At 49.4% G+C, this 20234-nt stretch carries 21 protein-coding genes; 20 read left to right on the top strand and 1 reads right to left on the bottom strand.

Translation table 11 applies throughout. The features are described from left to right. The first annotated feature begins 53 nt into the window (after nt 1-53). The 18 genes from Q9291_RS09165 (at nt 54) to Q9291_RS09080 (ending at nt 17069) form a co-directional block, all read left to right on the top strand. Entirely contained in the window at nt 54-521 is a 468-nt protein-coding gene (locus Q9291_RS09165) for a sigma-E factor negative regulatory protein (protein WP_306389740.1), read from the top strand. A gap of 108 nt (nt 522-629) precedes the next feature. Next, nucleotides 630-1496, top strand: a complete 867-nt coding sequence (locus tag Q9291_RS09160; protein ID WP_306389739.1) for a MucB/RseB C-terminal domain-containing protein — start codon at nt 630-632, stop codon at nt 1494-1496. 15 nt (nt 1497-1511) lie between these two features. Further along, entirely contained in the window at nt 1512-1982 is a 471-nt protein-coding gene (locus Q9291_RS09155) for a SoxR reducing system RseC family protein (RefSeq protein WP_306389738.1), read from the top strand. A 15-nt stretch (nt 1983-1997) separates the two neighbouring features. After that, entirely contained in the window at nt 1998-3422 is a 1425-nt protein-coding gene (locus tag Q9291_RS09150; protein ID WP_306389737.1) for a DegQ family serine endoprotease, read from the top strand. 327 nt (nt 3423-3749) lie between these two features. Further along, nucleotides 3750-5543, top strand: a complete 1794-nt coding sequence (gene lepA / locus Q9291_RS09145) for a translation elongation factor 4 (protein WP_306389736.1) — start codon at nt 3750-3752, stop codon at nt 5541-5543. A 38-nt stretch (nt 5544-5581) separates the two neighbouring features. Beyond that, entirely contained in the window at nt 5582-6397 is an 816-nt protein-coding gene (lepB, locus tag Q9291_RS09140; protein ID WP_306389735.1) for a signal peptidase I, read from the top strand. Between the two features lie 55 nt (nt 6398-6452). Then, entirely contained in the window at nt 6453-6812 is a 360-nt protein-coding gene (locus tag Q9291_RS09135; RefSeq protein ID WP_306389734.1) for a DUF4845 domain-containing protein, read from the top strand. Nucleotides 6813-6823: 11 nt separating this feature from the next. Continuing rightward, nucleotides 6824-7495 (top strand): ribonuclease III, encoded by a 672-nt coding sequence (gene rnc / locus Q9291_RS09130; protein ID WP_306389733.1) that lies wholly within the window; start codon nt 6824-6826, stop codon nt 7493-7495. Then, nucleotides 7492-8394, top strand: a complete 903-nt coding sequence (gene era / locus Q9291_RS09125; RefSeq protein ID WP_306389732.1) for a GTPase Era — start codon at nt 7492-7494, stop codon at nt 8392-8394. The genes rnc and era overlap by 4 nt, the downstream gene beginning before the upstream one ends. A 20-nt stretch (nt 8395-8414) precedes the next feature. Then, nucleotides 8415-9167 (top strand): DNA repair protein RecO, encoded by a 753-nt coding sequence (gene recO / locus Q9291_RS09120; RefSeq protein WP_306389731.1) that lies wholly within the window; start codon nt 8415-8417, stop codon nt 9165-9167. A gap of 135 nt (nt 9168-9302) precedes the next feature. Beyond that, nucleotides 9303-10031: a pyridoxine 5'-phosphate synthase gene (gene pdxJ / locus Q9291_RS09115; RefSeq protein WP_306389730.1), complete on the top strand. Its 729-nt coding sequence runs from the start codon at nt 9303-9305 to the stop codon at nt 10029-10031. Next, a complete protein-coding gene (locus tag Q9291_RS09110) occupies nt 10028-10324 on the top strand; it encodes a hypothetical protein (protein WP_306389729.1) in 297 nt (98 codons plus the stop codon). The genes pdxJ and Q9291_RS09110 overlap by 4 nt, the downstream gene beginning before the upstream one ends. An 11-nt stretch (nt 10325-10335) precedes the next feature. Beyond that, nucleotides 10336-10722 carry a holo-ACP synthase gene (gene acpS, locus Q9291_RS09105; protein ID WP_306389728.1) on the top strand — a complete coding sequence of 129 codons (387 nt, stop codon included), beginning with the start codon at nt 10336-10338 and terminating at the stop codon, nt 10720-10722. A gap of 155 nt (nt 10723-10877) precedes the next feature. Next, the gene (locus tag Q9291_RS09100) at nt 10878-11381 is read left to right on the top strand and encodes a sigma-70 family RNA polymerase sigma factor (RefSeq protein WP_306389727.1); all 504 of its coding nucleotides are present in this window, start codon (nt 10878-10880) and stop codon (nt 11379-11381) included. After that, complete coding sequence (locus tag Q9291_RS09095; RefSeq protein WP_306389726.1) at nt 11360-12325, top strand: FecR domain-containing protein; 966 nt, start codon at nt 11360-11362, stop codon at nt 12323-12325. The genes Q9291_RS09100 and Q9291_RS09095 overlap by 22 nt, the downstream gene beginning before the upstream one ends. A gap of 114 nt (nt 12326-12439) precedes the next feature. Next, nucleotides 12440-14860, top strand: a complete 2421-nt coding sequence (locus Q9291_RS09090) for a TonB-dependent siderophore receptor (RefSeq protein WP_306389725.1) — start codon at nt 12440-12442, stop codon at nt 14858-14860. 112 nt (nt 14861-14972) lie between these two features. Then, nucleotides 14973-16205 carry a PepSY-associated TM helix domain-containing protein gene (locus Q9291_RS09085; protein WP_306389724.1) on the top strand — a complete coding sequence of 411 codons (1233 nt, stop codon included), beginning with the start codon at nt 14973-14975 and terminating at the stop codon, nt 16203-16205. 87 nt (nt 16206-16292) lie between these two features. After that, a complete protein-coding gene (locus Q9291_RS09080) occupies nt 16293-17069 on the top strand; it encodes a tRNA threonylcarbamoyladenosine dehydratase (RefSeq protein ID WP_306389723.1) in 777 nt (258 codons plus the stop codon). Here Q9291_RS09080 and Q9291_RS09075 read toward each other — a convergent pair. Further along, nucleotides 17066-17995 carry a LysR family transcriptional regulator gene (locus Q9291_RS09075; protein ID WP_306389722.1) on the bottom strand — a complete coding sequence of 310 codons (930 nt, stop codon included), beginning with the start codon at nt 17993-17995 and terminating at the stop codon, nt 17066-17068. The two genes, Q9291_RS09080 and Q9291_RS09075, sit on opposite strands and share 4 nt — an antisense overlap. A gap of 125 nt (nt 17996-18120) precedes the next feature. On the opposite strand from Q9291_RS09075, the gene Q9291_RS09070 reads away from it, so the two are divergent. Together Q9291_RS09070 and fba are read left to right on the top strand one after the other, a co-directional pair. Next, entirely contained in the window at nt 18121-19095 is a 975-nt protein-coding gene (locus Q9291_RS09070; protein ID WP_306389721.1) for a class 1 fructose-bisphosphatase, read from the top strand. 25 nt (nt 19096-19120) lie between these two features. After that, on the top strand, nt 19121-20155 hold the full coding sequence (gene fba / locus Q9291_RS09065) for a class II fructose-bisphosphate aldolase (RefSeq protein WP_306389720.1): 1035 nt from the start codon (nt 19121-19123) through the stop codon (nt 20153-20155). Nucleotides 20156-20234 lie beyond the last annotated feature (79 nt).

The following is a 20234-nucleotide window of genomic DNA, read 5'->3' as shown; positions in this document are numbered from 1 at the left end:
ACAAACGTACGCTTAAATGCTAACATAAAAACATTGGTTGAATTGGGGTTATTATGAAGCAGCAACTTTCCGCTTTAATTGATGGCGAGGCTGATATTGAGCGCTGTGAGCATGTGTTTCTTGCGGCCAAGTCTACGGGCGAAGTGGCTGAAGCCTGGCGACATTATCATGTGATTCGTGATGTGATGCGTGACGAATTGTTTGTACAGTCATCTGACATGAGCCGTCGTATCATGGCTGCAATTGATGATGAGCCAACGGTGCTTGCTCCAGCTGCAACAATGGTTGCTTCCAAGGTAACGCATATTCGACCTCAATTCGGCAAGTATACCTGGTCGATTGCTGCTTCAGTTGCAGCTGCCTTTTTTGTAGGCTTGTTTGTGGTTAGTCAGTCAGGCGTGTCCGAGCCTGTTCAGATTGCTGATAATGATGCAGACCAGTATGTGATGGCGCATCACAATTACGCACCTAATAGTGCTACCTATTACATTCATAATGTTGCTTATTCAGCAGGTGAATAATTTTATTTTGTCGTCGTGCTCGATATGCCATTGCGGTTAGTTCTAAGTCTAGTTCTCGGTATATATCTTCATCAGCCAGTGTTCGCGGATGAAGATTTATGGCTTGTTTTGCAAAAAACGGCCTCAGCAGCCAGAGAGCTGAATTATCAAGGTTTATTTGTCTATCAAAACGGCGCTACCATTCGGTCTGTACAAATTACGCATATGTACGAAGCAGGCCGTGAATTTACCCGCAATGTTGTACTTGATGGCCGTCCTCGCGAAGTGTTTAGTGAGGGCGATGATATTGTCATTTTTAATGCTAAAAATGACAAAATAGTCATTGAAAAGCGCCGTGGTCAAAATTTGTTTCCAGCCATGTTACCTACCCAGCTGCAGCAACTCAGGCATAGTTATAAATTGAAGCTGGTTGGCACTGAAAGAGTGGCCGGTAGGATGGCAAGTGTCATCGACCTTGTTCCGAATGACAATCTGCGCTATCAGTATCGCATCTGGTCTGATACCGAGTACGGGTTGCTTCTTAAAATGAGCATGATGGATATGCAGCACCACACTCTGGAGCAAATAGGATTTAATCAGGTGGCAATGTTGCAGACCAAAGATTTGGACTGGTTTCAGCCTAAAATTGACGCCACCAAGCCATATGTGATGGATGACACCACTGAATTGAATCATATTCAGGATAATCTGGTTGTTCCTAACTTGCCAGCAGGCTATCGGAAAATAGACCAGATTCAGTTGCAGGTGCCCGGCAAAGCCCCCGTTCAACAACTGATTTTTTCTGATGGTCTGGCGTCGGTGTCCTTGTTTGTAGAGCCGATTGTCAAAGGTATGCAACCCCGCATTGGCAAGAAAAACATGGGTTCAACCAACGTCTGTGCACATGTACTCAATGGCTACCAGCTGGTCGTCGTGGGTGAGGTGCCAGCGCAAACTGTTGAGCAAATTGCCCAGCAGGTCACTTTCAAAAAATAAAACTCCGGTACGGCTATGATCGAAGAACGTGCGCTGGTTGTGGCTACCGACAATCAAAATCCCGAACAACCGTTGGCATATCTGGAAATTGAGCGTAAAACTGCCTGTGGGTTGTGTGGCAAAACCCGTGGTTGCGGTAATCAGATATGGGGCAAGTTGCTCGCCCACCAGCAGGCAAGGTTCTCTGCTAACAATTCCATTCATGCGCAAATCGGCCAAAGTGTGATTATTGCAATCGATGAACAGGCCGTGATGCATGCGGCATTGCTCTTGTATTTGCTGCCCTTGATCACCATGTTAGTGTTTGCGGCTCTCTTTTCTTCACTATTCGGCGGGGATCTGTATGCGGTGTGTGGTGCTGTGCTTGGATTGGCTTTGGCCTGGTTATGGGTCAAAGGGTTTCTCGCGGTACGTCCACATGGGTTTGCCCGGCCTGAAGTGGTCAGGCTGGCCACAGAGAGTTGCGTCACTTTTCACAATGGTTAAATAATAGGAATAATCATGATAAGAACTTGGATTTCAAGCCTGATGCTGGCTTGTGCGGTGGTTGTGAGTAGCCCGGTGTTGACGGCACAAGCCAAAGACTTGCCGGATTTTACTGAGTTGGCCGAAAAGCAGGGGCCGGCAGTGGTCAATATCAGCATTACATCGGTGGTGCATGGTGCGGGTACGATTGGCTTCCCGGGCATGCCTAATGATGAAGCGTTGCAGGAGTTTCTGCGCAGATTCGGTATTCCCGGGATGCCAGGCGCACCCGGGCAGGAAGGCGGACAGGACTACAAGTCTCAGTCGCTGGGGTCCGGATTTATCATCAGTAGCGACGGCTTTATTCTGACCAATGCGCACGTGGTAAGTGAAGCGGATGAAGTGCTGGTAAAGCTGTATGACAAGCGTGAGTTCAAGGCGAAAATTATTGGCGCCGACAAACGCACGGATGTCGCGTTGATCAAAATTGAGGCAACGGGGTTGCCCAAGGTCACCATTGGGGATCCCAACGCACTCAAGGTGGGTGAGTGGGTGGCTGCAATTGGCTCCCCGTTTGGCTTGGAAAACACCATGACTGCCGGGATAGTCAGCGCCAAAGGGCGCGCCTTGCCTCAAGAAAACTATGTACCATTTATTCAAACCGATGTGGCAATTAATCCTGGTAACTCAGGCGGGCCATTGTTTAATCTGCGTGGTGAGGTGGTTGGTGTGAACTCGCAAATTTACAGCAAGAGTGGTGGCTCGATGGGGCTGTCATTCAGTATACCGATTGATGTCGCGATTGATATTTCCAATCAACTCAAGGCGACTGGAAAGATTTCTCGGGGCTGGCTGGGGATAGCCATTCAGGAAATCACCAAAGAGCTGGCAGAGTCTTTCGGTATGAAAAACACCAATGGTGCGCTGGTGGCTGGCGTTGAGAAAAACAGCCCTGCCGATAAAGGTGGGTTGGAAGCCGGTGATGTGATTTTGAAGTTTGATAGCAAGCCAATCAACACCTCCAGTGATTTACCTCGTGCCGTGGCCGCAACCAAGCCTGGCAAAGTTGTTCCGGTTGATGTCTTGCGGAAAAATGCAGTTAAAACTCTGCAAATTGGTGTTGGCGAGATCCCAACTGAGCAAAATGAAGCGCCCGTAGCCAGCAAGGAGACTGCCAAGCCGGAAGCGAACAAGGTAGGCCTGACCTTGCGTGAGCTCACGCCACAGCAGAAGAAAAAACTGAATGGCAAGAACGGTCTTCTGGTCATTGAGAGTACAGGAGCAGCAGCGCAGGCGGGCATCCGTCGTGGTGATGTGATTCTGGGCTTGAACAACAGTGAGAGTCAGAGTGTGGAGCTGTTTAATAAGCAAATAAACGCGGTGAGTGCTGGTAAAACAGTTGCCGTGCTCGTGCAGCGAGGTGAAAATACTTTATATGTCCCGATTAAAGTGGGCAAATAGGCCATTAGCTACAGCTAATGAAGGCGGGAAATTCCCGCCTTTTTGATGTGCTGACTGCCGATACATAATCAATATGATCCATTTATGCAGTCCTTTTGTATGCCCGGGTTACACGTTGCAATCACTTTTTCATCCGGTCTTGAATCACCCGAAAAGTTGTGGGCTCCATTGGGTGTGTGCGGGTGTCTGGCGAGGGCTGATCAGTATGCCTGGCGTCTCTGACTCTCAAAATAAATCACTGATATTCATGCATTTGCTGTAAAATATCTCAAATTGAAAAGGCGCGTCAAAGCGCCTTTCTTGCTTGTAAATAACCCGTATTCATCAATGAAAAACATTCGTAATTTTTCGATTATTGCCCATATTGACCATGGCAAGTCGACACTGGCAGACCGTATTATTCAGTTATGCGGTGGCTTGGCTGACCGCGAAATGGAAGCGCAGGTGCTCGATAGTATGGATATTGAGCGCGAGCGCGGGATTACCATCAAAGCGCAAACGGCCGCCTTGCAATACAAAGCCAATAATGGCGAAATCTATCAGCTCAATTTGATTGACACCCCAGGACATGTTGACTTCAGTTACGAGGTCAGCCGCTCGCTTTCCGCTTGCGAAGGGGCCTTGCTGGTGGTGGATGCTTCGCAAGGAGTTGAAGCGCAAAGTGTGGCCAATTGCTATACCGCGATTGATTTGGGTGTGGAAGTCACCCCGGTGCTCAACAAGATAGACTTGCCTTCGGCGGACCCCGAGCGCGTCATGCAGGAAATTGAAGATGTGATTGGGGTGGACGCGACGGATGCTGTGCGTTGCTCGGCGAAAACCGGTGTGGGCGTGCGTGATGTACTTGAGGAGGTCGTTGCCAAGGTTCCACCACCCAAGGGTGATATCAATGCACCACTCAAGGCGTTGGTGATTGATGCCTGGTTTGATAATTATGTCGGTGTGGTCATGCTGGTGCGTGTGGTGGATGGTGTACTGCGTGCCAAGGAAAAAATTCGCCTGATGGCGACCGGTGCCGAGTATTTGTGCGAACAGGTGGGGGTGTTTACGCCCAAGTCTTTGCAACGTGCCCAGCTCAGCGCCGGTGAAGTGGGGTTTATTATTGCCGGTATTAAAGAGCTGGCTGCTGCCAAAGTGGGCGATACCGTCACCTTGGCAGGCAAGCCTGCAGCAGCAGCTTTGCCCGGCTTTAAAGAGGTCAAGCCGCAGGTGTTTGCTGGCTTGTATCCTGTTGAGTCCAACCAGTTTGAGTCATTGCGCACCGCGCTGGAAAAGTTAAGTTTGAACGATTCCAGCTTGCAGTTCGAGCCGGAAAATTCAACGGCCCTGGGCTTCGGTTTCCGTTGCGGCTTCCTCGGTTTATTACATATGGAAATCGTGCAGGAACGCCTCGAGCGCGAGTACGATATGGATTTGATTACCACTGCGCCGACTGTGATTTACGAGCTCTTGCTCAGAAGTGGCGAAGTGGTGCAAATCGAAAATCCATCACGGTTGCCAGAGCCTTCACGGGTAGAGGAAATTCGCGAGCCGATGATTGTGGTGAATCTGCTGATGCCGCAAGACTATGTCGGACCAGTGATGACACTCTGTAACAATAAGCGTGGTATCCAGCGCAATATGCAGTACATGGGCCGTCAGGTGATGTTGAGCTACGAAATGCCGCTCAATGAGGTGGTACTCGATTTCTTTGATAAGTTGAAATCAGTCTCACGCGGCTATGCTTCGATGGATTACGAGTTTCTCGAGTTCCGTGCGGCGGATCTGGTCAAATTGGATATTATGGTCAATGGTGAGCGCGTGGATGCCTTGAGCCTGATTGTACACCGTGCCAATAGTCTGTATCGCGGCCGTGAACTGGTATCCAAAATGCGTGAGTTAATTCCACGTCAGATGTTTGATATTGCTATCCAGGCCTCGATTGGCGCGAATATTATTGCGCGCGAAACGGTAAAAGCCATGCGTAAAAACGTGATTGCCAAATGTTATGGTGGCGATATTACGCGTAAACGCAAGTTGCTGGAAAAACAAAAAGAAGGTAAAAAGCGTATGAAGCAGGTGGGGAACGTGGAAATTCCGCAAGAAGCCTTCCTTGCCATTCTGCGTGTAGAAGATAAATAAATCGGGTGTTCCCGTAAAGTCCATTACAGGAAGTCAGTATGTATTTTGCAATGTTTATGTTGGTGATTTTGCTGGTGTCTGGTGCCATTTGGTTGCTGGATATTGTGGTCTTGCGTAAAAAGCGTCAGGCCTCTGCCTTGGGTGAAGTGGCAGATCCATGGTATGTCGAATACAGCAAAAGTTTCTTCCCGGTGATTTTGCTGGTGTTTACGGTGCGCTCTTTTATCGTTGAACCGTTTAAAATTCCGTCAGGCTCGATGATGCCAACCCTGCTGGCTGGTGACTATATTCTGGTCAACAAGTTTACTTATGGTCTGCGTGTGCCTATTCTCAATAAGGTGTTTTATCCGATTGGCCAGCCGCAACGCGGCGATGTCTTTGTATTTCATTATCCGCCAGACCCTTCCATCGACTATATCAAGCGCGTAGTTGGCTTGCCTGGTGACAAAATTGAATACCATGACAAGCAATTGACGATCAATGGACAAGTGGTCAGCCTGGACTTTATCAAACCGTATCAATATGCATTAAACGTGAATGACGAAACCGGTGATGCCCGTGCCGTCGATGTGACCGCCTCGCGTCTGAGCGAGCAACTGGGCGCAGTTAAACACGAGGTGTTGGTGCACGACATCATGAATCAATATGCGCCAGGTAGTCCGGGTGACCGCCTGATGCAAGGCGAGACGATTACAGTGCCTGAGGGCCAGTATTTTGCCATGGGTGACAATCGGGATAACAGTTCGGATAGCCGGGTGTGGGGATTTGTCTCTGAACAATATTTGGTTGGTCGGGCCTTTTTTATCTGGTTTAACTTTGACCAATGGCACCGTATCGGGCAAAGTATAGGGTAATCACAGCGTTGTGCTGATGGATGATACGGGTCTTCTTGCTTAAGGATATGTGCTTATGAAACAGAACACTGGCAACATTCGATCACAATCAGGTATCGGGCTGCTTGGTATATTATTAGTTCTGACAGCGTTTGGTATTCTGGGTGGCGTAGCTCTCAAGGCGTTGCCTTCTTATATTGAGTTTTACACTATCCAGAGCACAGTCAAGCGTATTGCCAACGACCCTTTGCTACAATCTGATGCGCAACGTCGTGAAGCCTTTGATCACCAGATGCATGTGGAAATGATCAATGACATCAAGGGCCGTGATCTTGTGATTGGTAGCGGCGGGGTAGCGGTGCAGTATCAGAAAAAAATTCCGCTGACAGACACCATTGGCCTGGTCATAGACTTTAATGCGACCAGTGAGGAGTAGTGTCTGCCGACATGAACGCACTTCCGGTTTTACAAACACGCATCAGTTACACCTTTACGCAGCCTCAACTACTGCAACAAGCACTGACACACCGCAGTTTTTCGGCTGCCAACAATGAACGCCTGGAGTTTTTGGGTGACAGTGTGTTGAACTTTATTATTGCCCATCAACTGTTTAAACGCTTTCCAGATTTGCCAGAGGGTGACTTGAGCCGTTTGCGTGCCAAACTGGTCAAAGAATCGAGTTTGGCTGAAATAGCTTCGACCTTGCATTTGGGAGATGCGCTCAAGCTGGGCGAAGGGGAGTTGAAAAGTGCTGGTTGGCGGCGCCCTTCTATCCTGGCCGATGCATTGGAAGCGATTGTCGGTGCCGTGTATCTCGATGGCGGATTTTTCGCAGCTGAACAAGTGGTAACTTTGCTCTATGCCGAAAAACTTACCATCATTGATCCCAAGGTCATTGATAAAGATGCCAAATCACAATTGCAAGAGTATTTGCAAAGTAAAAAAATGGAACTGCCGGAATATGAAGTAGTGTCGATAGAGGGCGAGGCGCATGCGCAAAGCTTTACTGTCAGATGCACCTTGCACAAGTTAAAAATGACCACCACCGGGGTCGGCACCAGCCGTCGGGTGGCCGAACAACAGGCGGCAAAACTCGCCATGGAAAAAATTCAATCATGACAGAACATACCTCTGCCGCAGAAGTATTTAGATGCGGAACCGTGGCCATCGTTGGCCGTCCCAATGTCGGAAAATCTACATTGTTAAACCATATTCTAGGTATGAAATTGGCGATCACTTCGCGTAAAGCGCAAACCACGCGGCACCGTTTGCTCGGCATACACACCACTGAAGATACTCAGTTTTTGTTTGTAGACACGCCCGGTTTTCAGCAAAAACACATCAATGCTCTAAACAAAACACTGAATAAAACAGTCACACAAGTACTCACAGAGGTCGATGTTGTACTGTTTGTGATCGAGCCGATGAAGCTTGGCGAAGCGGATGAACTGGTACTCAAGTTGTTGCCAAAAAACAAGCCGGTGTTGCTGGTGGTGAACAAAGCCGACCTGATGGGAGACAAAGGTAACCTGTTGCCATTAATTCAGGACTTTGACCTGCTGTTTGATTTTGCCGGGATTATTCCAGTCAGTGCCAAAAAGAACCAGCACCTGGACGAGCTATTGGAGGCTGTGCGCGAGCACTTGCCAGAGCAGCCCGCCATGTATGGCGAAGATGAACTCACCGATAAAAACGAGCGCTTTTTGGCAGCAGAGCTGATTCGTGAAAAAATATTCAGGCTGGTTGGCGATGAGTTGCCTTATTCAATGACGGTCGAAATTGAAAAGTTTGAAACCGTGAAAAAACTGCGCCGGATTTTTGCCGTCATTATTGTCGATAAAGACAGCCAGAAGCCGATGATTATTGGCAAAGGTGGCGAAAAGCTCAAGCAAATCTCTACCGAAGCGCGACAAGACATGGAAAAGCTGTTTGGATCCAAAGTCTATCTCGAAACCTGGGTCAAGGTTAAAGGTGGCTGGGCTGACGATGAGCGCGCCTTGAAGAGCCTGGGCTTCTAGTTTAAACGCAAGTCAGCAGCATGGCAGTGAGCAAGCCAGATTCCGGGTCTCACAAACAATCGCAGCAGCCGGTCTTTATTCTGCACACCTACCCTTTTAAAGAAACCAGCTTGGTGGTGGAGATGTTCAGCCAGGAGTTTGGCCGTATTGCCGCTGTCGCCAAAGGGGCGCGCAGGCCACTCTCAGCCATGCGCGGCATGCTGCAATCGTTTCAGCAATTGGCCGGCACCTGGTCAGGTAAAAATGAACTCAAAACCCTGCATGATCTTGAGTGGATGACAGGCCTCACCTTGCTCAGGGGGGATGCGCTGATGTGCGGTTTTTACATGAACGAACTGCTGTTACGGCTACTTCCCCGCGACGACGCCCATGCCCAACTGTTTGAGTATTATGCGCAAACTGTACAAACGCTTTCTACCTTACAACAAATGCCAGACTCGCAACAATTGGCGCAAATCATGCGGCGCTTTGAGTTGAAAATGTTACAGGAACTTGGTTACGCAGTGCCACTCACCTACGATGAGCATGGCGAAGTGATTCATGCCAATGAGTCCTATCGTTTTGAAGCAGACTATGGTGCATGTGCACCTTCAGCCACCAGGCATGGCGTCTTGATGCAAGGTAGTACTTTGCTGGACATGGCGCGAGGTGATTACAGTAATGTGGTCACGCAAGCGCAAAGCAAGCAGCTGATGCGTTACTTGCTGCAACACTATCTCGGTGAAAAGCCGTTACATACGCGCCAGTTGCTGGTGGATTTGCAAGGCTTCTGATGTAGCCTGCAAACAAATAGTGTTATATGTTATCAATCGTTTTCATGAGTGTCTGGCGATGATGTGCTCATCCCGTGCCCAAAAAAGTTTAAAATTCGAATTGCTGCAATTGATAAAAAAACTGAGAATCTAACCATGTTAAAACTAGGCGTCAATATCGATCACGTTGCCACTATCCGTCAGGCGCGTGGCACCAAATACCCCAGCGTGGTGCAGGCAGCACTGCGTGCCGAACAGTCTGGTGCAGACAGTATTACCCTGCATTTGCGTGAAGACCGCCGCCACATGCAGGATGCCGATATTTTCGCGCTGCGTCCCTTGCTGCAAACCAAAATGAACCTCGAATGTGCGGTGACCAGCGAAATGATCGACATTGCCATTCAGGTCAATCCGCAAGATGTCTGCCTGGTGCCTGAGCGTCGCGAAGAGCGTACTACCGAAGGCGGCCTGGATGTGCTCACCCATTACGCCAAGGTGGAGCATGCGGTGAAAAAACTGTCCGCACAGGGGATCCGTGTATCCCTGTTTATTGCGCCGGATTTAGCGCAAATTGATGCCGCAGTTAAAATGGGGGCGCCGGTGATTGAGCTACATACTGGCACTTTTGCCGATGCCGAAACGGAGAAGGCGCAGCTTGAAGAGTTGGAAAGAATTGAAGCCGCGCTGCAGCATGCCAAAGCCGCCGGGCTGGTCGTGAATGCCGGACATGGCTTACACTATCATAATGTGCATCACATTGCCCGCTTGTCGGGGTTTGAAGAGCTTAATATCGGCCATGCGATCGTGGCACATGCTCTGTTTGTTGGCTGGGATCATGCTGTGCGGGAAATGAAAGCGCTGATGAAAGAGTTTTCACCACGATGAATGTAGAAGAAGGTTGCCCACTTTGTGGCAATGCTTTGTTCATTACAAAAAAAATGACACTGAACTGGTTTCAGGTACTTCTTGCATTGATACCAACTATTGCAATAGTTTATCTACTTAAGCTTTTCTTAGAAGATGGTTATCGGTATGGAAAGTTTAGTGTATACGTCTTGTTGGGTGCTATTGGTTTGGTGGGCCTGATTTTTGCCAAGATAGTGAGTAAACGCAGGTTTACGGTTAAGTCTTGCATACGTTGCGATTATGTAAATACTCAAGAACAAGTAGATACATAGGAAATATAAAGATGATATTTGGCATCGGTACCGATATTGTAGAAGTCGAACGGATTCAGTCTTCACTCGACCAGTTCGGCGAGGCTTTTGCCAAGCGCATTCTGGCTGAGTCGGAGTGGCCGGACTTCCAGTCCAGCCAGCTCAAGGCGCGCTTCCTGGCCAAGCGATTTGCCGCCAAAGAGGCTTTTGCCAAAGCGATTGGGACCGGGATACGCGGTGAGGTCAGTTTTCAAAATATCGCAGTCACGCATGATGCCCTTGGTCGTCCTTTGTTACAGCTTTCGGCCACGTTGCAGGCCTTTCTCAAACAGCACCATATTCACCAGTCACATATCAGCATCAGTGATGAAAAAAACCTGGCGCTTGCTTATGTCATACTCGAAATGCAACAAGATTGAATGTCTTTAGAGATATGCTGTAGTGAATCCATGATTGTCTCGCGGCTGACTTCTAAAGGTTGACATGGCATGTAGACATTGACGCTAAAATTCACCTATATGATAATGGTTCTTATTTATCAATCCGGTTGAATTTAGTTTCATGCCTCTTCAGTATGTCGAAAAATATTGTTCATCACCTTTATCTTGATCATCACCGCTGGCTTTTCAATTGGTTGAACCGGAAATTGGGCGATTCAGCAGATGCTGCAGATATCGCGCAAGATACTTTTATTCGCATTATCCATACATCCACAAATGAAGATGTGGTGTGTGATGCGATCAATGAGCCCCGTGCTTACCTTACTGTTGTGGCTAAGCGCTTAGTTGCGAATTTGTATCGCAGGCGTGTATTAGAAAAAGCCTATCTGGATTCACTGGCTCAGTTCCCAATGACAGCTACGCCTTCACTAGAACATCAACAATTGATCCTGGAAACCTTGCAGCAAATTGATAGCCTGTTAGACCAACTACCCTCTAAAGTCAGGGATGCTTTTCTACTCTCCCAGCTTGATGGGCTGACCTATGCGCAGATCGCAATGCAGTTAAAAGTCAGTGAGCGCTCTGTAAAACGCTATATGGTGCAAGCCATGGCAAAATGTATTTTGTTAATGCCATGAAGGTTTCTGAAAAAACTGCCTTGCAGGCCGCAGAATGGTATTTCAGGCTGCAAGTACCCTCTGTCTCACAAACAGATCAATTTGCCTGCCAGGCCTGGCGGGATGCTGATCCATCGCATGAATATGCATGGCAACGCGCGGTTGCTGTGAGTCAAAAATTACAGGCCTTGCCCAAAGGCCTAGCCTACACCACGTTACGATCAAATGAGCAATCCGGTCGCCGACGGGCCATTAAAACACTGGCAGTATTGATGGCTGTGAGTGGTGTGAGTTGGGAGGCCTCGCAAAGTGAGGCTGCGCGACGCTATTTTACTGAGTACTCGACCGACATAGGGGAGCAACAAAGAATCACGCTGGACGAGGGCACCGAGATCCACCTCAATACCGCATCGGCGATCAATACCAAATTGACTGAGGATCTGCGCCTCATTGAAGTTGAAGCGGGCGAAGTGTTAATTCAAACCGGAAAGTTGGATCCCCTTAACCGGCCCATGCTTGTCAGCACTCGTTTTGGGCGTCTGCAACCGCTGGGTACCCGATTTCTGGTGAAATACATGGACCAGCATGCCACACTGGCTGTTATAGAGGGTTCGGTAAAAATCACTACGAAAGATCATCAACAATCCGTGATACTGGCCAATCAAGAAGCCATATTTGATCAACACGCCATTGGCAAGGTATTGCCAATAAGTGCTAATTTGGACAGTTGGGTGCGTGGCCTGCTGGTAGTGCGCGATATGCGCCTGGCAGATTTTGCCAGCGAATTGGCGCGTTATCGCACTGGCATGATTCGTTGTTCGCCAGAGGTCGCCGATCTCAAGATATCAGGCGCATTCCAGCTTCATGATACACAAGCATTACTTTCAAGTTTGCCCACGCTCTTGCCTGTGAAGGTCGATTATCACACCAGCTACTGGGTGATGTTAAGTGCGATAAAGTCTTGAACCTATAAGCGCTAGAAAAATTATTCATTTTTTTGTCCCTTTTTTTAATCCTGGCGTGTCATGTCATTAAAGAGGAGAAATTCTCACGTCAGTGACATTTAAAAAGGGAAATTCATGCAGAAAAAGCAAGGCCAACACTTGCGTCAAGTGGTACACACAGCGCTGTTATTGATGGCAACAAGTCAAACAATCATCCTGCCATTTTCAGATGTGCAGGCCGCTGAGCAAACGGTCACAAGTACTTATCGAATCAAGGCAGGCCCCCTCGCACAATCGCTTAACGAATTTGCGGCTGTGGCCGGGGTGAGTGTCAGCCAGCCGCCTGCATTGGCCGATGGCGTGACCAGCCCGGCAATTAACGGCACTTACACCACACGCCAGGCGCTGGATGCGCTTCTGAATGGCACCGGTCTGGAAGCAGTTGAAACCGCTCAAGGCGTATTTAAGCTGCAAAAGAAAGCCATCACGGTAGGCGCTGACTCAAAAGAGGCACAAAACCTGCCCGAGGTAAATGTCAGTGCAAAAGTAGACACTGAAACCGCTTGGAGCCCTGTGCAGGGATACCTTGCCAGACAAAGTGCCACCGGGACTAAAACTGACAGCAGCATTCTCGAAACGCCAGTGTCGGTGCAAGTGGTCACGCGTGAGGTGATGGATGACCAGATCTCTTTAAACATGAAAGATGTTTACGAAAATGTCAGCGGCGTGCAGCAGGCCGGGAATACCCTGAATGCACAAACAGAAGTCCTGCCTATCATTCGTGGTTTCGAATCGCCTAACCTGATGCGTAATGGATTGCGTGCCACCAATGCCGGTGCCGTCGATTTGGTAAATGTGGAGCGTGTTGAGGTGCTCAAAGGGCCAGCTTCGATTATGTATGGGGCACTAGAGCCGGGTGGGATCGTCAACTATGTCACTAAACGTCCGCAAGCGGATGCCAGCCATAAGGTTGAGCAACAATTCGGTAGTTATGATTTCCGTCGCACCACAGCAGATTCTACCGGTGCCTTAAACAATGATGGCACACTGCTTTACCGCGTGAATGTGGCACATACGGACAGCAACTCTTTCCGCGATGCAATGGACCTTGAACGCCTCGTCGTGGCCCCCAGCTTGCTTTGGAAGCCGAGTGAGCAGACCGAATTGCTGGTTGATTTTTCTTACCTGAAAGAAAAGCAGCCTTACGACACAGGCATCCCGCTATTCACGAACGGCAAATCCAGGGTGTCCAGAAGTACGACGTTCCTGGAGAGTGATCTGGATGGTCGGAGCAATGAGGACTATTACGCCGGATATCGGTTTTCCCATATTTTTAACTCGATGTGGAGTATCCGTAACCAGTTGCAATACCATCGCGCTAATAACAAGAACGAGTCACTGCGCTCACGTGGCATCCAGGGTAACAACTTACAGATGCGCTACCAGAATGAAGACAGGGTCGATGACGAAGTCCAGTTTGTGCTTGATGGGACAGCCAAGTTTAAGACCGGCGCCATTGATCATGTGTTTGTCTTGGGCACCGAGTTGATTGAACAGGAAACCGATTGGCACCGCTTCCGTGCCAATGCGCCAAATGTGGCTATTTCCAATGACCCGGTAGTGAATTATGTGCCCCCAGCAAACCAGACACTCAGTGATGAATATGCCAAAACCAAATGGGCCAGCCTGTACTTTCAGGATCAGTTGTCGCTACTTGAGGATGGCAGGTTAAAACTCTTGTTGGGTGGCCGGTTTGACGATGTCGTCACTTCTGGCAGGGATGGCAGCGTGGCTACGCAAAAAGTGAAGGACCAAGCTTTTACTAGCCGGGCGGGTGCGTTGTTCATGCTGACTGAAGATCATTCTATTTACCTCAGTGCCAGTCAGTCTTTCCGTCCCCAGACGCCGACTACAATTGATGCCGCAGGCAATCCGCTGGACCCAACCACGGGCAGGCAATACGAAGTCGGCCTGAAGAGTGCTTTTCTAAACCAAAGGCTCCTGACTACGGTTGCTGTTTACGATATTGAAAAGAAGAATGTGGCAGTATTTAACCAGGCTTTATTCAATGCGACCGGCCAAAATGCTTATTTTCCGGGGATCAAGCAGCGCAGTCGCGGGGTGGAGTTGGATACCAGTGGTCAACTGACAGATCAGCTTAAGCTCATTGCAAGTTACGCTTACACAGACACCGAAGTGCTGGAAAACAAAGGAGATCCTAACCAGGTGGGTAATCCTTTAGGCGGTGTCTCCCCACATGTTTCAAGAATCTGGCTTAGCTATGATTTTTTCACTGGCGGTCGTTTTTCTGGCTTGGGAATGGGCATTGGCGCACGCTATGTGGGCGAGAGCACAGCTCAGTATGACACCAACATTAAACTGGACGCCTATACAGTGGCTGATTTCAGTCTGTGGTATCGCTGGCAGAATGTGAGAGCAAGCCTGAATATCAAAAATCTCTTCAATGAAGATTATATTGCGCGGGCAAGTGATGCGAATATTGCCCATCCAGGCATCCCTCGGTCAGTGTTTGCCTCTGCCTCCATGCAATTTTAGCGCAGAAGGTGTCATTCAATGGATGGACGCTGTAGCTAGTCGTCCATCCATGCTTAAGTAGTCGCCTTGGTCTTGCGTTCAGGCAACGCGCTGGTCGGTTTTGGGTTTTTTGATGCTAATGAATATTCGTCACTATGGTGTCCGCCTGCATCGGTATGCAGGTTTAACGATAGCACTCTTTTTGGTTGTGGCTGGTGTCACAGGCGCTGTGATTGCGTTTTATGATCCTCTGGATCAGATGATGAATCCGCAGCTATACGAGGTGTCAGATGGTGATAAGCGTCGTCAAGTGATAGATCCCCTCGTCCTGCGAGAGCGATTATTGGCGACATACCCCGAGATTCAAATTCAGTGGGTGCCTTTGCGGCCCGCAGAAGGACAGGCGATTCGCTTTTCCATCACGCCAGCCATCAATCCCAGCACAGGTGCACCTTACCAACTGGCGTATGACGAGTTGTTCGTTAACCCTTACACAGGCAACACTCAAGGAAGGCGGATGTCGGGGAACATCAGCGATGGTGTAGAAAACCTGGTTCCATTTATGCTCAAGCTGCACTCCCAGTTGGCTTTAGGCCAAGTGGGTGCATATTTAATGGGCGTGATCGGACTTTTATGGACCATTGATTGCTTTATCGGTGCTTGCCTGACTTTTCCTCGAAAGACCCGGCAGCCATCGCCGAAAAAAAACAAGGTAAGCCAGTTTTTTATCTGGCTGAAACGCTGGTTACCTGCCTGGAAGCTCCGTATTTACTCAACCAACCGCTATAAACTGAATTTTGATCTGCACCGCGCTCTGGGGCTCTGGACGTGGGCAATGCTGTTTGTCTTGGCCTGGAGCAGTGTAGCTTTTAATCTGAATAGAGAGGTCTATCAGCCGGTGATGCACTTACTGTTTGAAACACAGAAGATACGTCCGGCGCTGATTCGGCAGTTGCAACCCAACTATCATCCGCAATTGAGTTATGCAGATGCCAGGTCAGCCGCTACGACTTACTTGAATGCCTCTAACCCTCTACATCTACGACAGGTTCAACCCTTTGGCATGAGTTACCTGCCAAAACTGAGCGTCTATCAATATCGCTTTGTCAGCAACCGGGATATCCGCTCAAGTCGCGGCAATACCCGCCTATTTATCCATGCCGATACAGGTGAAATCGTGGATGTATACATTCCGCTTGGCAAAACCAGTGGCGATACTTTTACAACCTGGATGAGAACATTGCATATGGCTGATTGCTGGGGGATACCCTTCAAAATGTTCATCAGCGTGATGGGTATTGTCGTCAGTATGCTCTCTGTGACTGGATTAGTTATTTGGTCTCGAAAACGTCAAGCCAGGCGATAACTTTTTACATTGCTCTGGCGATGTCCAGCCAGCCAAAAGGCTAAAAGAGACATAGTTCCAAGATTGAATTTTTGATATATTCAGGGCATGACAATAGAGTTAGATGTAGCGCGCCGCTTTTCTGGCGTCCAGCGCTTGTATGGCGAGCAAGGCTTGCAGCGTTTACAGGCCGCGCATGTGCTGGTGATTGGTATCGGCGGTGTGGGTGCGTGGACAGTAGAAGCGCTGGCGCGCAATGCGGTGGGTAAACTCACGCTGGTTGACCTGGATAATATTGCCGAATCTAACATGAACCGCCAGATTCATGCCTTGGAAGAGACTCTGGGTAAGGCTAAAGTCACTGCCATGCGTGAGCGCATTGCCGGCATTAATCCAGTATGCAAGGTGGTAGAAGTTGAGGACTTTGTGACGCCTGATAATCTGGTCACCGTGCTGCAAGAAAAACCAGACATGGTAGTGGATTGCATGGACGATACAAAAGCTAAAACGGCTTTGGCAGCCTGGTGTAAACAGCATGATATGCCGCTGGTGATGGTGGGTAGTGCCGGTGGCAAGCTAGATGCGACACGTTTGAAATTGGCCGATCTGGCGCATGTACAGGGTGATCGCATGCTGGCAAAAATTCGCAACCAGTTGCGTCGCGACCATGGCTTCCCCAAAGCCTCTGATAACAAAAAATCTGCCAAGTTTGGCATCACTGCTGTATTTTCAGACGAGCCTGTGGAAAAGCCGCAGGAGGTGTGTGACAGCCACGCCGGACTGAGCGGTTTGCATTGCGCTGGGTATGGCTCCAGTATTTGCGTCACTGCCACCGCCGGATTTGTTGCCGCCCAGCAGGCCATACACGTGATAGTCACGCGTTAAGGCGTGTTATGCTCGGGAAAAATCTGCGCAAACAGAGCTTCAGCCTGCGCCATCATAAAGTGCTGAAAGGCTTCAGCCGCTTTGCTCAACGCGCGTTTTTGCGGCATGACCACATACCAGTCGCGCAAGATTGGCGTGTCGACAATATCCACTACACTTAGCTGTCCATTTTTCAGTTCCTGACTAATGGTATGGGCAGACACCAGTGAAATGCCGAGATCGGCAATCACCGCTTGTTTAATGGTCTCGTTTCCTGAGATTTCTATACGCACTTTGGGGTTCAGGTGGTGACGGTTAAAAAACATTTCCATGATATAGCGAGTGCCAGAACCTTGTTCACGCGTGATGATTTCGTACTGGTTGAGTGCCTCGGGTGCTAACCGTTTTTGCGCAGCCAATGGGTGATGGGCAGGCACAATAAATACATGCGGGTGCGCTGCAAAGCACTGCGCCTGATTGAGTAGGCCAGTTGGCGGTTTACCCATAATGGCCAGATCAATCTCGCCTGAGTGTAATTGGTCTATGAGTTGCGCGCGATTTTTGACATCCACCTTGAGTTGCACCTGCGGGTGCTCTTTTTGAAATGCAGCCAGTACAGTGGGAAAGAAATAACGGGTGGTACTGACCAGACCGATGGTGAGACTGCCACTGTAGACCCCTTGCAATTGCTGCAAGGCCTGCTGTGCTTGTTCCAGCGTTGCCATGACCTTGAGTGCGTAGCCCAAAAAGTGTTCGCCAGCCGTGGTGAGGCTAACGCTACGTTTTTCACGGTTAAACAATGCGCAGCTCAAGTCAATTTCCATTTCGCGGATTTGCTGTGACACTGCGGGGGTCGTGATATGCAAGGTTTCTGCTGCGCGGCTAAAGCTCAGCAGTTGCGCCGCCGTAATGAAGATACGCATTTGTCGTAAAGTAAGGTTTTTCATAAGAAAATCTTAATTTAAATCCAATTGTTAAGCAAATCTTAATTGTCTGGCAATAATATATTAATATACGCCGAGGTGAACTTTGCCTAAAGTGAGCCCACCAACCTGTAAAGAGTAAAGAGAACATGTCCATGAAGCTGAATGAGTATCTGAGTCAGGCCGGCAGCCCACAAGCCTTGGCGAGCCTGTGCCTCTGTCTGGCCGAGGCTGGCAAGGCGATCGCCACCTTGATAGCACAGGGCGCTTTGAAGGGAGTGACTGAAAAAATGCACAGCACCAATGTGCAGGGTGAAACCCAGATGCAGGTGGATATCCTTAGCCATGAGTTGGCATTGGCACAGATGGTGCTTTCAGGAGTGGTAGCTGGTGTGTTGTCTGAAGAGGTAGATCTGCCGGTTTGGCTGGATGCCGCCGATGCACCATTTCTGGTGAGTATGGATCCGCTGGATGGTTCCTCCAATCTTGCCATCAATGGTGTGGTGGGTAGTATTTTTTCAGTATTGCCCAACCTTGGTGCGTCTGGTGATGATGCCGCATTTTTACAGCCGGGTAGTGCGCAGTTAGCAGCCATGTATTTGATGTATGGGCCCGCTACCTTGCTGGTGTTGACTGTAGGCAAAGGGACACAGGTATTTACGCTGGCGTCTGAAAGTGGTGACTTTGTACTGACTCAGTCCGATGTGCAGATTGCCGCAGATACCTCGGAATTTGCAATTAACGCCAGTAATCAGCGCTACTGGCAACCGGCCATGCAGCGCTATGTGGATGAGTGCTTGCAGGGGGTGGACGGGCCGCGGGGCCGTGACTTTAATATGCGCTGGTGCGCCAGCATGGTGATGGATGTGCACCGTATACTGAGCCGCGGCGGGGTTTTTTTGTATCCGCGTGATTGTAAGCAACCTGTCAGGGCCGGGCGCTTAAGATTGCTTTATGAAGCTAACCCCATGAGTTTGCTGGTCACACAAGCAGGGGGCGGCAGTATCAATGGCGAGCAGGATGTATTATCGCTGCAACCCGAGCAGTGCCATCAGCGCGTGCCAGTGTTGCTGGGGGCAAAAAACGAAATTGAACGCTTGCGCGAATACCATCGCCAGGCTTAATTGCAGTGCACTACAGGAGTTCAAAATGGCATTGATTTCATTGCGACAATTGCTGGACCACGCCGCCGAGTATGACTACGGGTTGCCTGCTTTTAATATCAACAATATGGAGCAAATCCTCTCTATCATGAAGGCCGCCAACGAGGTGGACAGTCCGGTGATTTTGCAGGCATCAGCAGGCGCACGCGGCTATGCCGGCGAATCCTTCTTGCGCAAGATGGTGGAAGCTGCGATTGAGCAATATCCGCATATCCCCATCTGCATGCATCAGGACCACGGGGCTTCGCCCAAAGTCTGCCAGATGGCGATTAGGAGCGGATTTTCCAGTGTCATGATGGATGGCTCCTTGCACGAAGATGGTAAAACACCTGCCAGCTATGAGTACAACATGGAGGTGACTCGCCGTGTAGTGGAGTTTGCCCATGCGGTGGGTGTCTCGGTAGAAGGTGAACTGGGTGTGTTAGGTTCGCTGGAAACCGGTATGGCGGGGGAAGAAGATGGTGTCGGCGCCGAAGGCAAGCTGGATGAATCTCAACTGTTGACCGACCCGGATGAAGCAGCTGCCTTTGTCGAGGCAACCAAAGTCGATGCGCTGGCGATTGCGATTGGTACCAGTCATGGCGCTTACAAATTTACGCGGCCGCCGTCTGCCGATACATTGTCGATCAAGCGCATTCGCGAGATTCATGCCAAAATCCCTAATACTCACCTGGTGATGCATGGCTCATCCAGCGTGCCGCAGGCACTGCTCGAACAAATTCGTGAATATGGCGGCGACATTAAAGAAACCTACGGCGTCCCGGTGTCGCAAATTGTAGAAGGGATTAAAAACGGCGTGCGCAAGGTGAATATTGATACCGATATCCGGCTGGCGATGACTGCGGCGATTCGTGCTTACATGTATCAGCATCCGGGTGAATTTGATCCACGCAAGTATTTTAAAGAGGCAACCACTGCCGCGCAGCAATTATGCAAAGAGCGTTTTGAAGCGTTTGGCAGTGCCGGACAGGCCGGAAAAATGAAAGTGATTTCACTAGAAAAAATGGCAGCGCTTTACTAAGGACTACTTAACCAGGGTCTACTTACACTTGGTTTACTTAATTAGCGCATATTTAAGCCATATTCAATCTTCAGGGGGC

It is taken from the genome of Methylophilus aquaticus (assembly GCF_030769565.1).
Taxonomy (GTDB): Bacteria; Pseudomonadota; Gammaproteobacteria; order Burkholderiales; family Methylophilaceae; genus Methylophilus; species Methylophilus aquaticus.
The sequence above is the reverse complement of the archived record's forward strand: the minus strand, read 5'-3'. Positions and strand labels throughout refer to the sequence as shown.

Coding starts and splice junctions, on each gene's coding strand:
- rnc (WP_306389733.1), top strand. CDS start 6,824: ATGAACGCACTTCCGGTTTTACAAACACGCATCAGTTACACCTTTACG.
- Q9291_RS09080 (WP_306389723.1), top strand. CDS start 16,293: ATGACAATAGAGTTAGATGTAGCGCGCCGCTTTTCTGGCGTCCAGCGC.
- lepB (WP_306389735.1), top strand. CDS start 5,582: ATGTATTTTGCAATGTTTATGTTGGTGATTTTGCTGGTGTCTGGTGCC.
- Q9291_RS09110 (WP_306389729.1), top strand. CDS start 10,028: ATGAATGTAGAAGAAGGTTGCCCACTTTGTGGCAATGCTTTGTTCATT.
- lepA (WP_306389736.1), top strand. CDS start 3,750: ATGAAAAACATTCGTAATTTTTCGATTATTGCCCATATTGACCATGGC.
- Q9291_RS09090 (WP_306389725.1), top strand. CDS start 12,440: ATGCAGAAAAAGCAAGGCCAACACTTGCGTCAAGTGGTACACACAGCG.
- fba (WP_306389720.1), top strand. CDS start 19,121: ATGGCATTGATTTCATTGCGACAATTGCTGGACCACGCCGCCGAGTAT.
- pdxJ (WP_306389730.1), top strand. CDS start 9,303: ATGTTAAAACTAGGCGTCAATATCGATCACGTTGCCACTATCCGTCAG.
- Q9291_RS09075 (WP_306389722.1), bottom strand. CDS start 17,995: ATGAAAAACCTTACTTTACGACAAATGCGTATCTTCATTACGGCGGCG.
- Q9291_RS09085 (WP_306389724.1), top strand. CDS start 14,973: ATGCTAATGAATATTCGTCACTATGGTGTCCGCCTGCATCGGTATGCA.
- recO (WP_306389731.1), top strand. CDS start 8,415: ATGGCAGTGAGCAAGCCAGATTCCGGGTCTCACAAACAATCGCAGCAG.
- era (WP_306389732.1), top strand. CDS start 7,492: ATGACAGAACATACCTCTGCCGCAGAAGTATTTAGATGCGGAACCGTG.
- Q9291_RS09100 (WP_306389727.1), top strand. CDS start 10,878: ATGTCGAAAAATATTGTTCATCACCTTTATCTTGATCATCACCGCTGG.
- Q9291_RS09095 (WP_306389726.1), top strand. CDS start 11,360: ATGTATTTTGTTAATGCCATGAAGGTTTCTGAAAAAACTGCCTTGCAG.
- Q9291_RS09150 (WP_306389737.1), top strand. CDS start 1,998: ATGATAAGAACTTGGATTTCAAGCCTGATGCTGGCTTGTGCGGTGGTT.
- Q9291_RS09135 (WP_306389734.1), top strand. CDS start 6,453: ATGAAACAGAACACTGGCAACATTCGATCACAATCAGGTATCGGGCTG.
- Q9291_RS09070 (WP_306389721.1), top strand. CDS start 18,121: ATGTCCATGAAGCTGAATGAGTATCTGAGTCAGGCCGGCAGCCCACAA.
- acpS (WP_306389728.1), top strand. CDS start 10,336: ATGATATTTGGCATCGGTACCGATATTGTAGAAGTCGAACGGATTCAG.
- Q9291_RS09165 (WP_306389740.1), top strand. CDS start 54: ATGAAGCAGCAACTTTCCGCTTTAATTGATGGCGAGGCTGATATTGAG.
- Q9291_RS09155 (WP_306389738.1), top strand. CDS start 1,512: ATGATCGAAGAACGTGCGCTGGTTGTGGCTACCGACAATCAAAATCCC.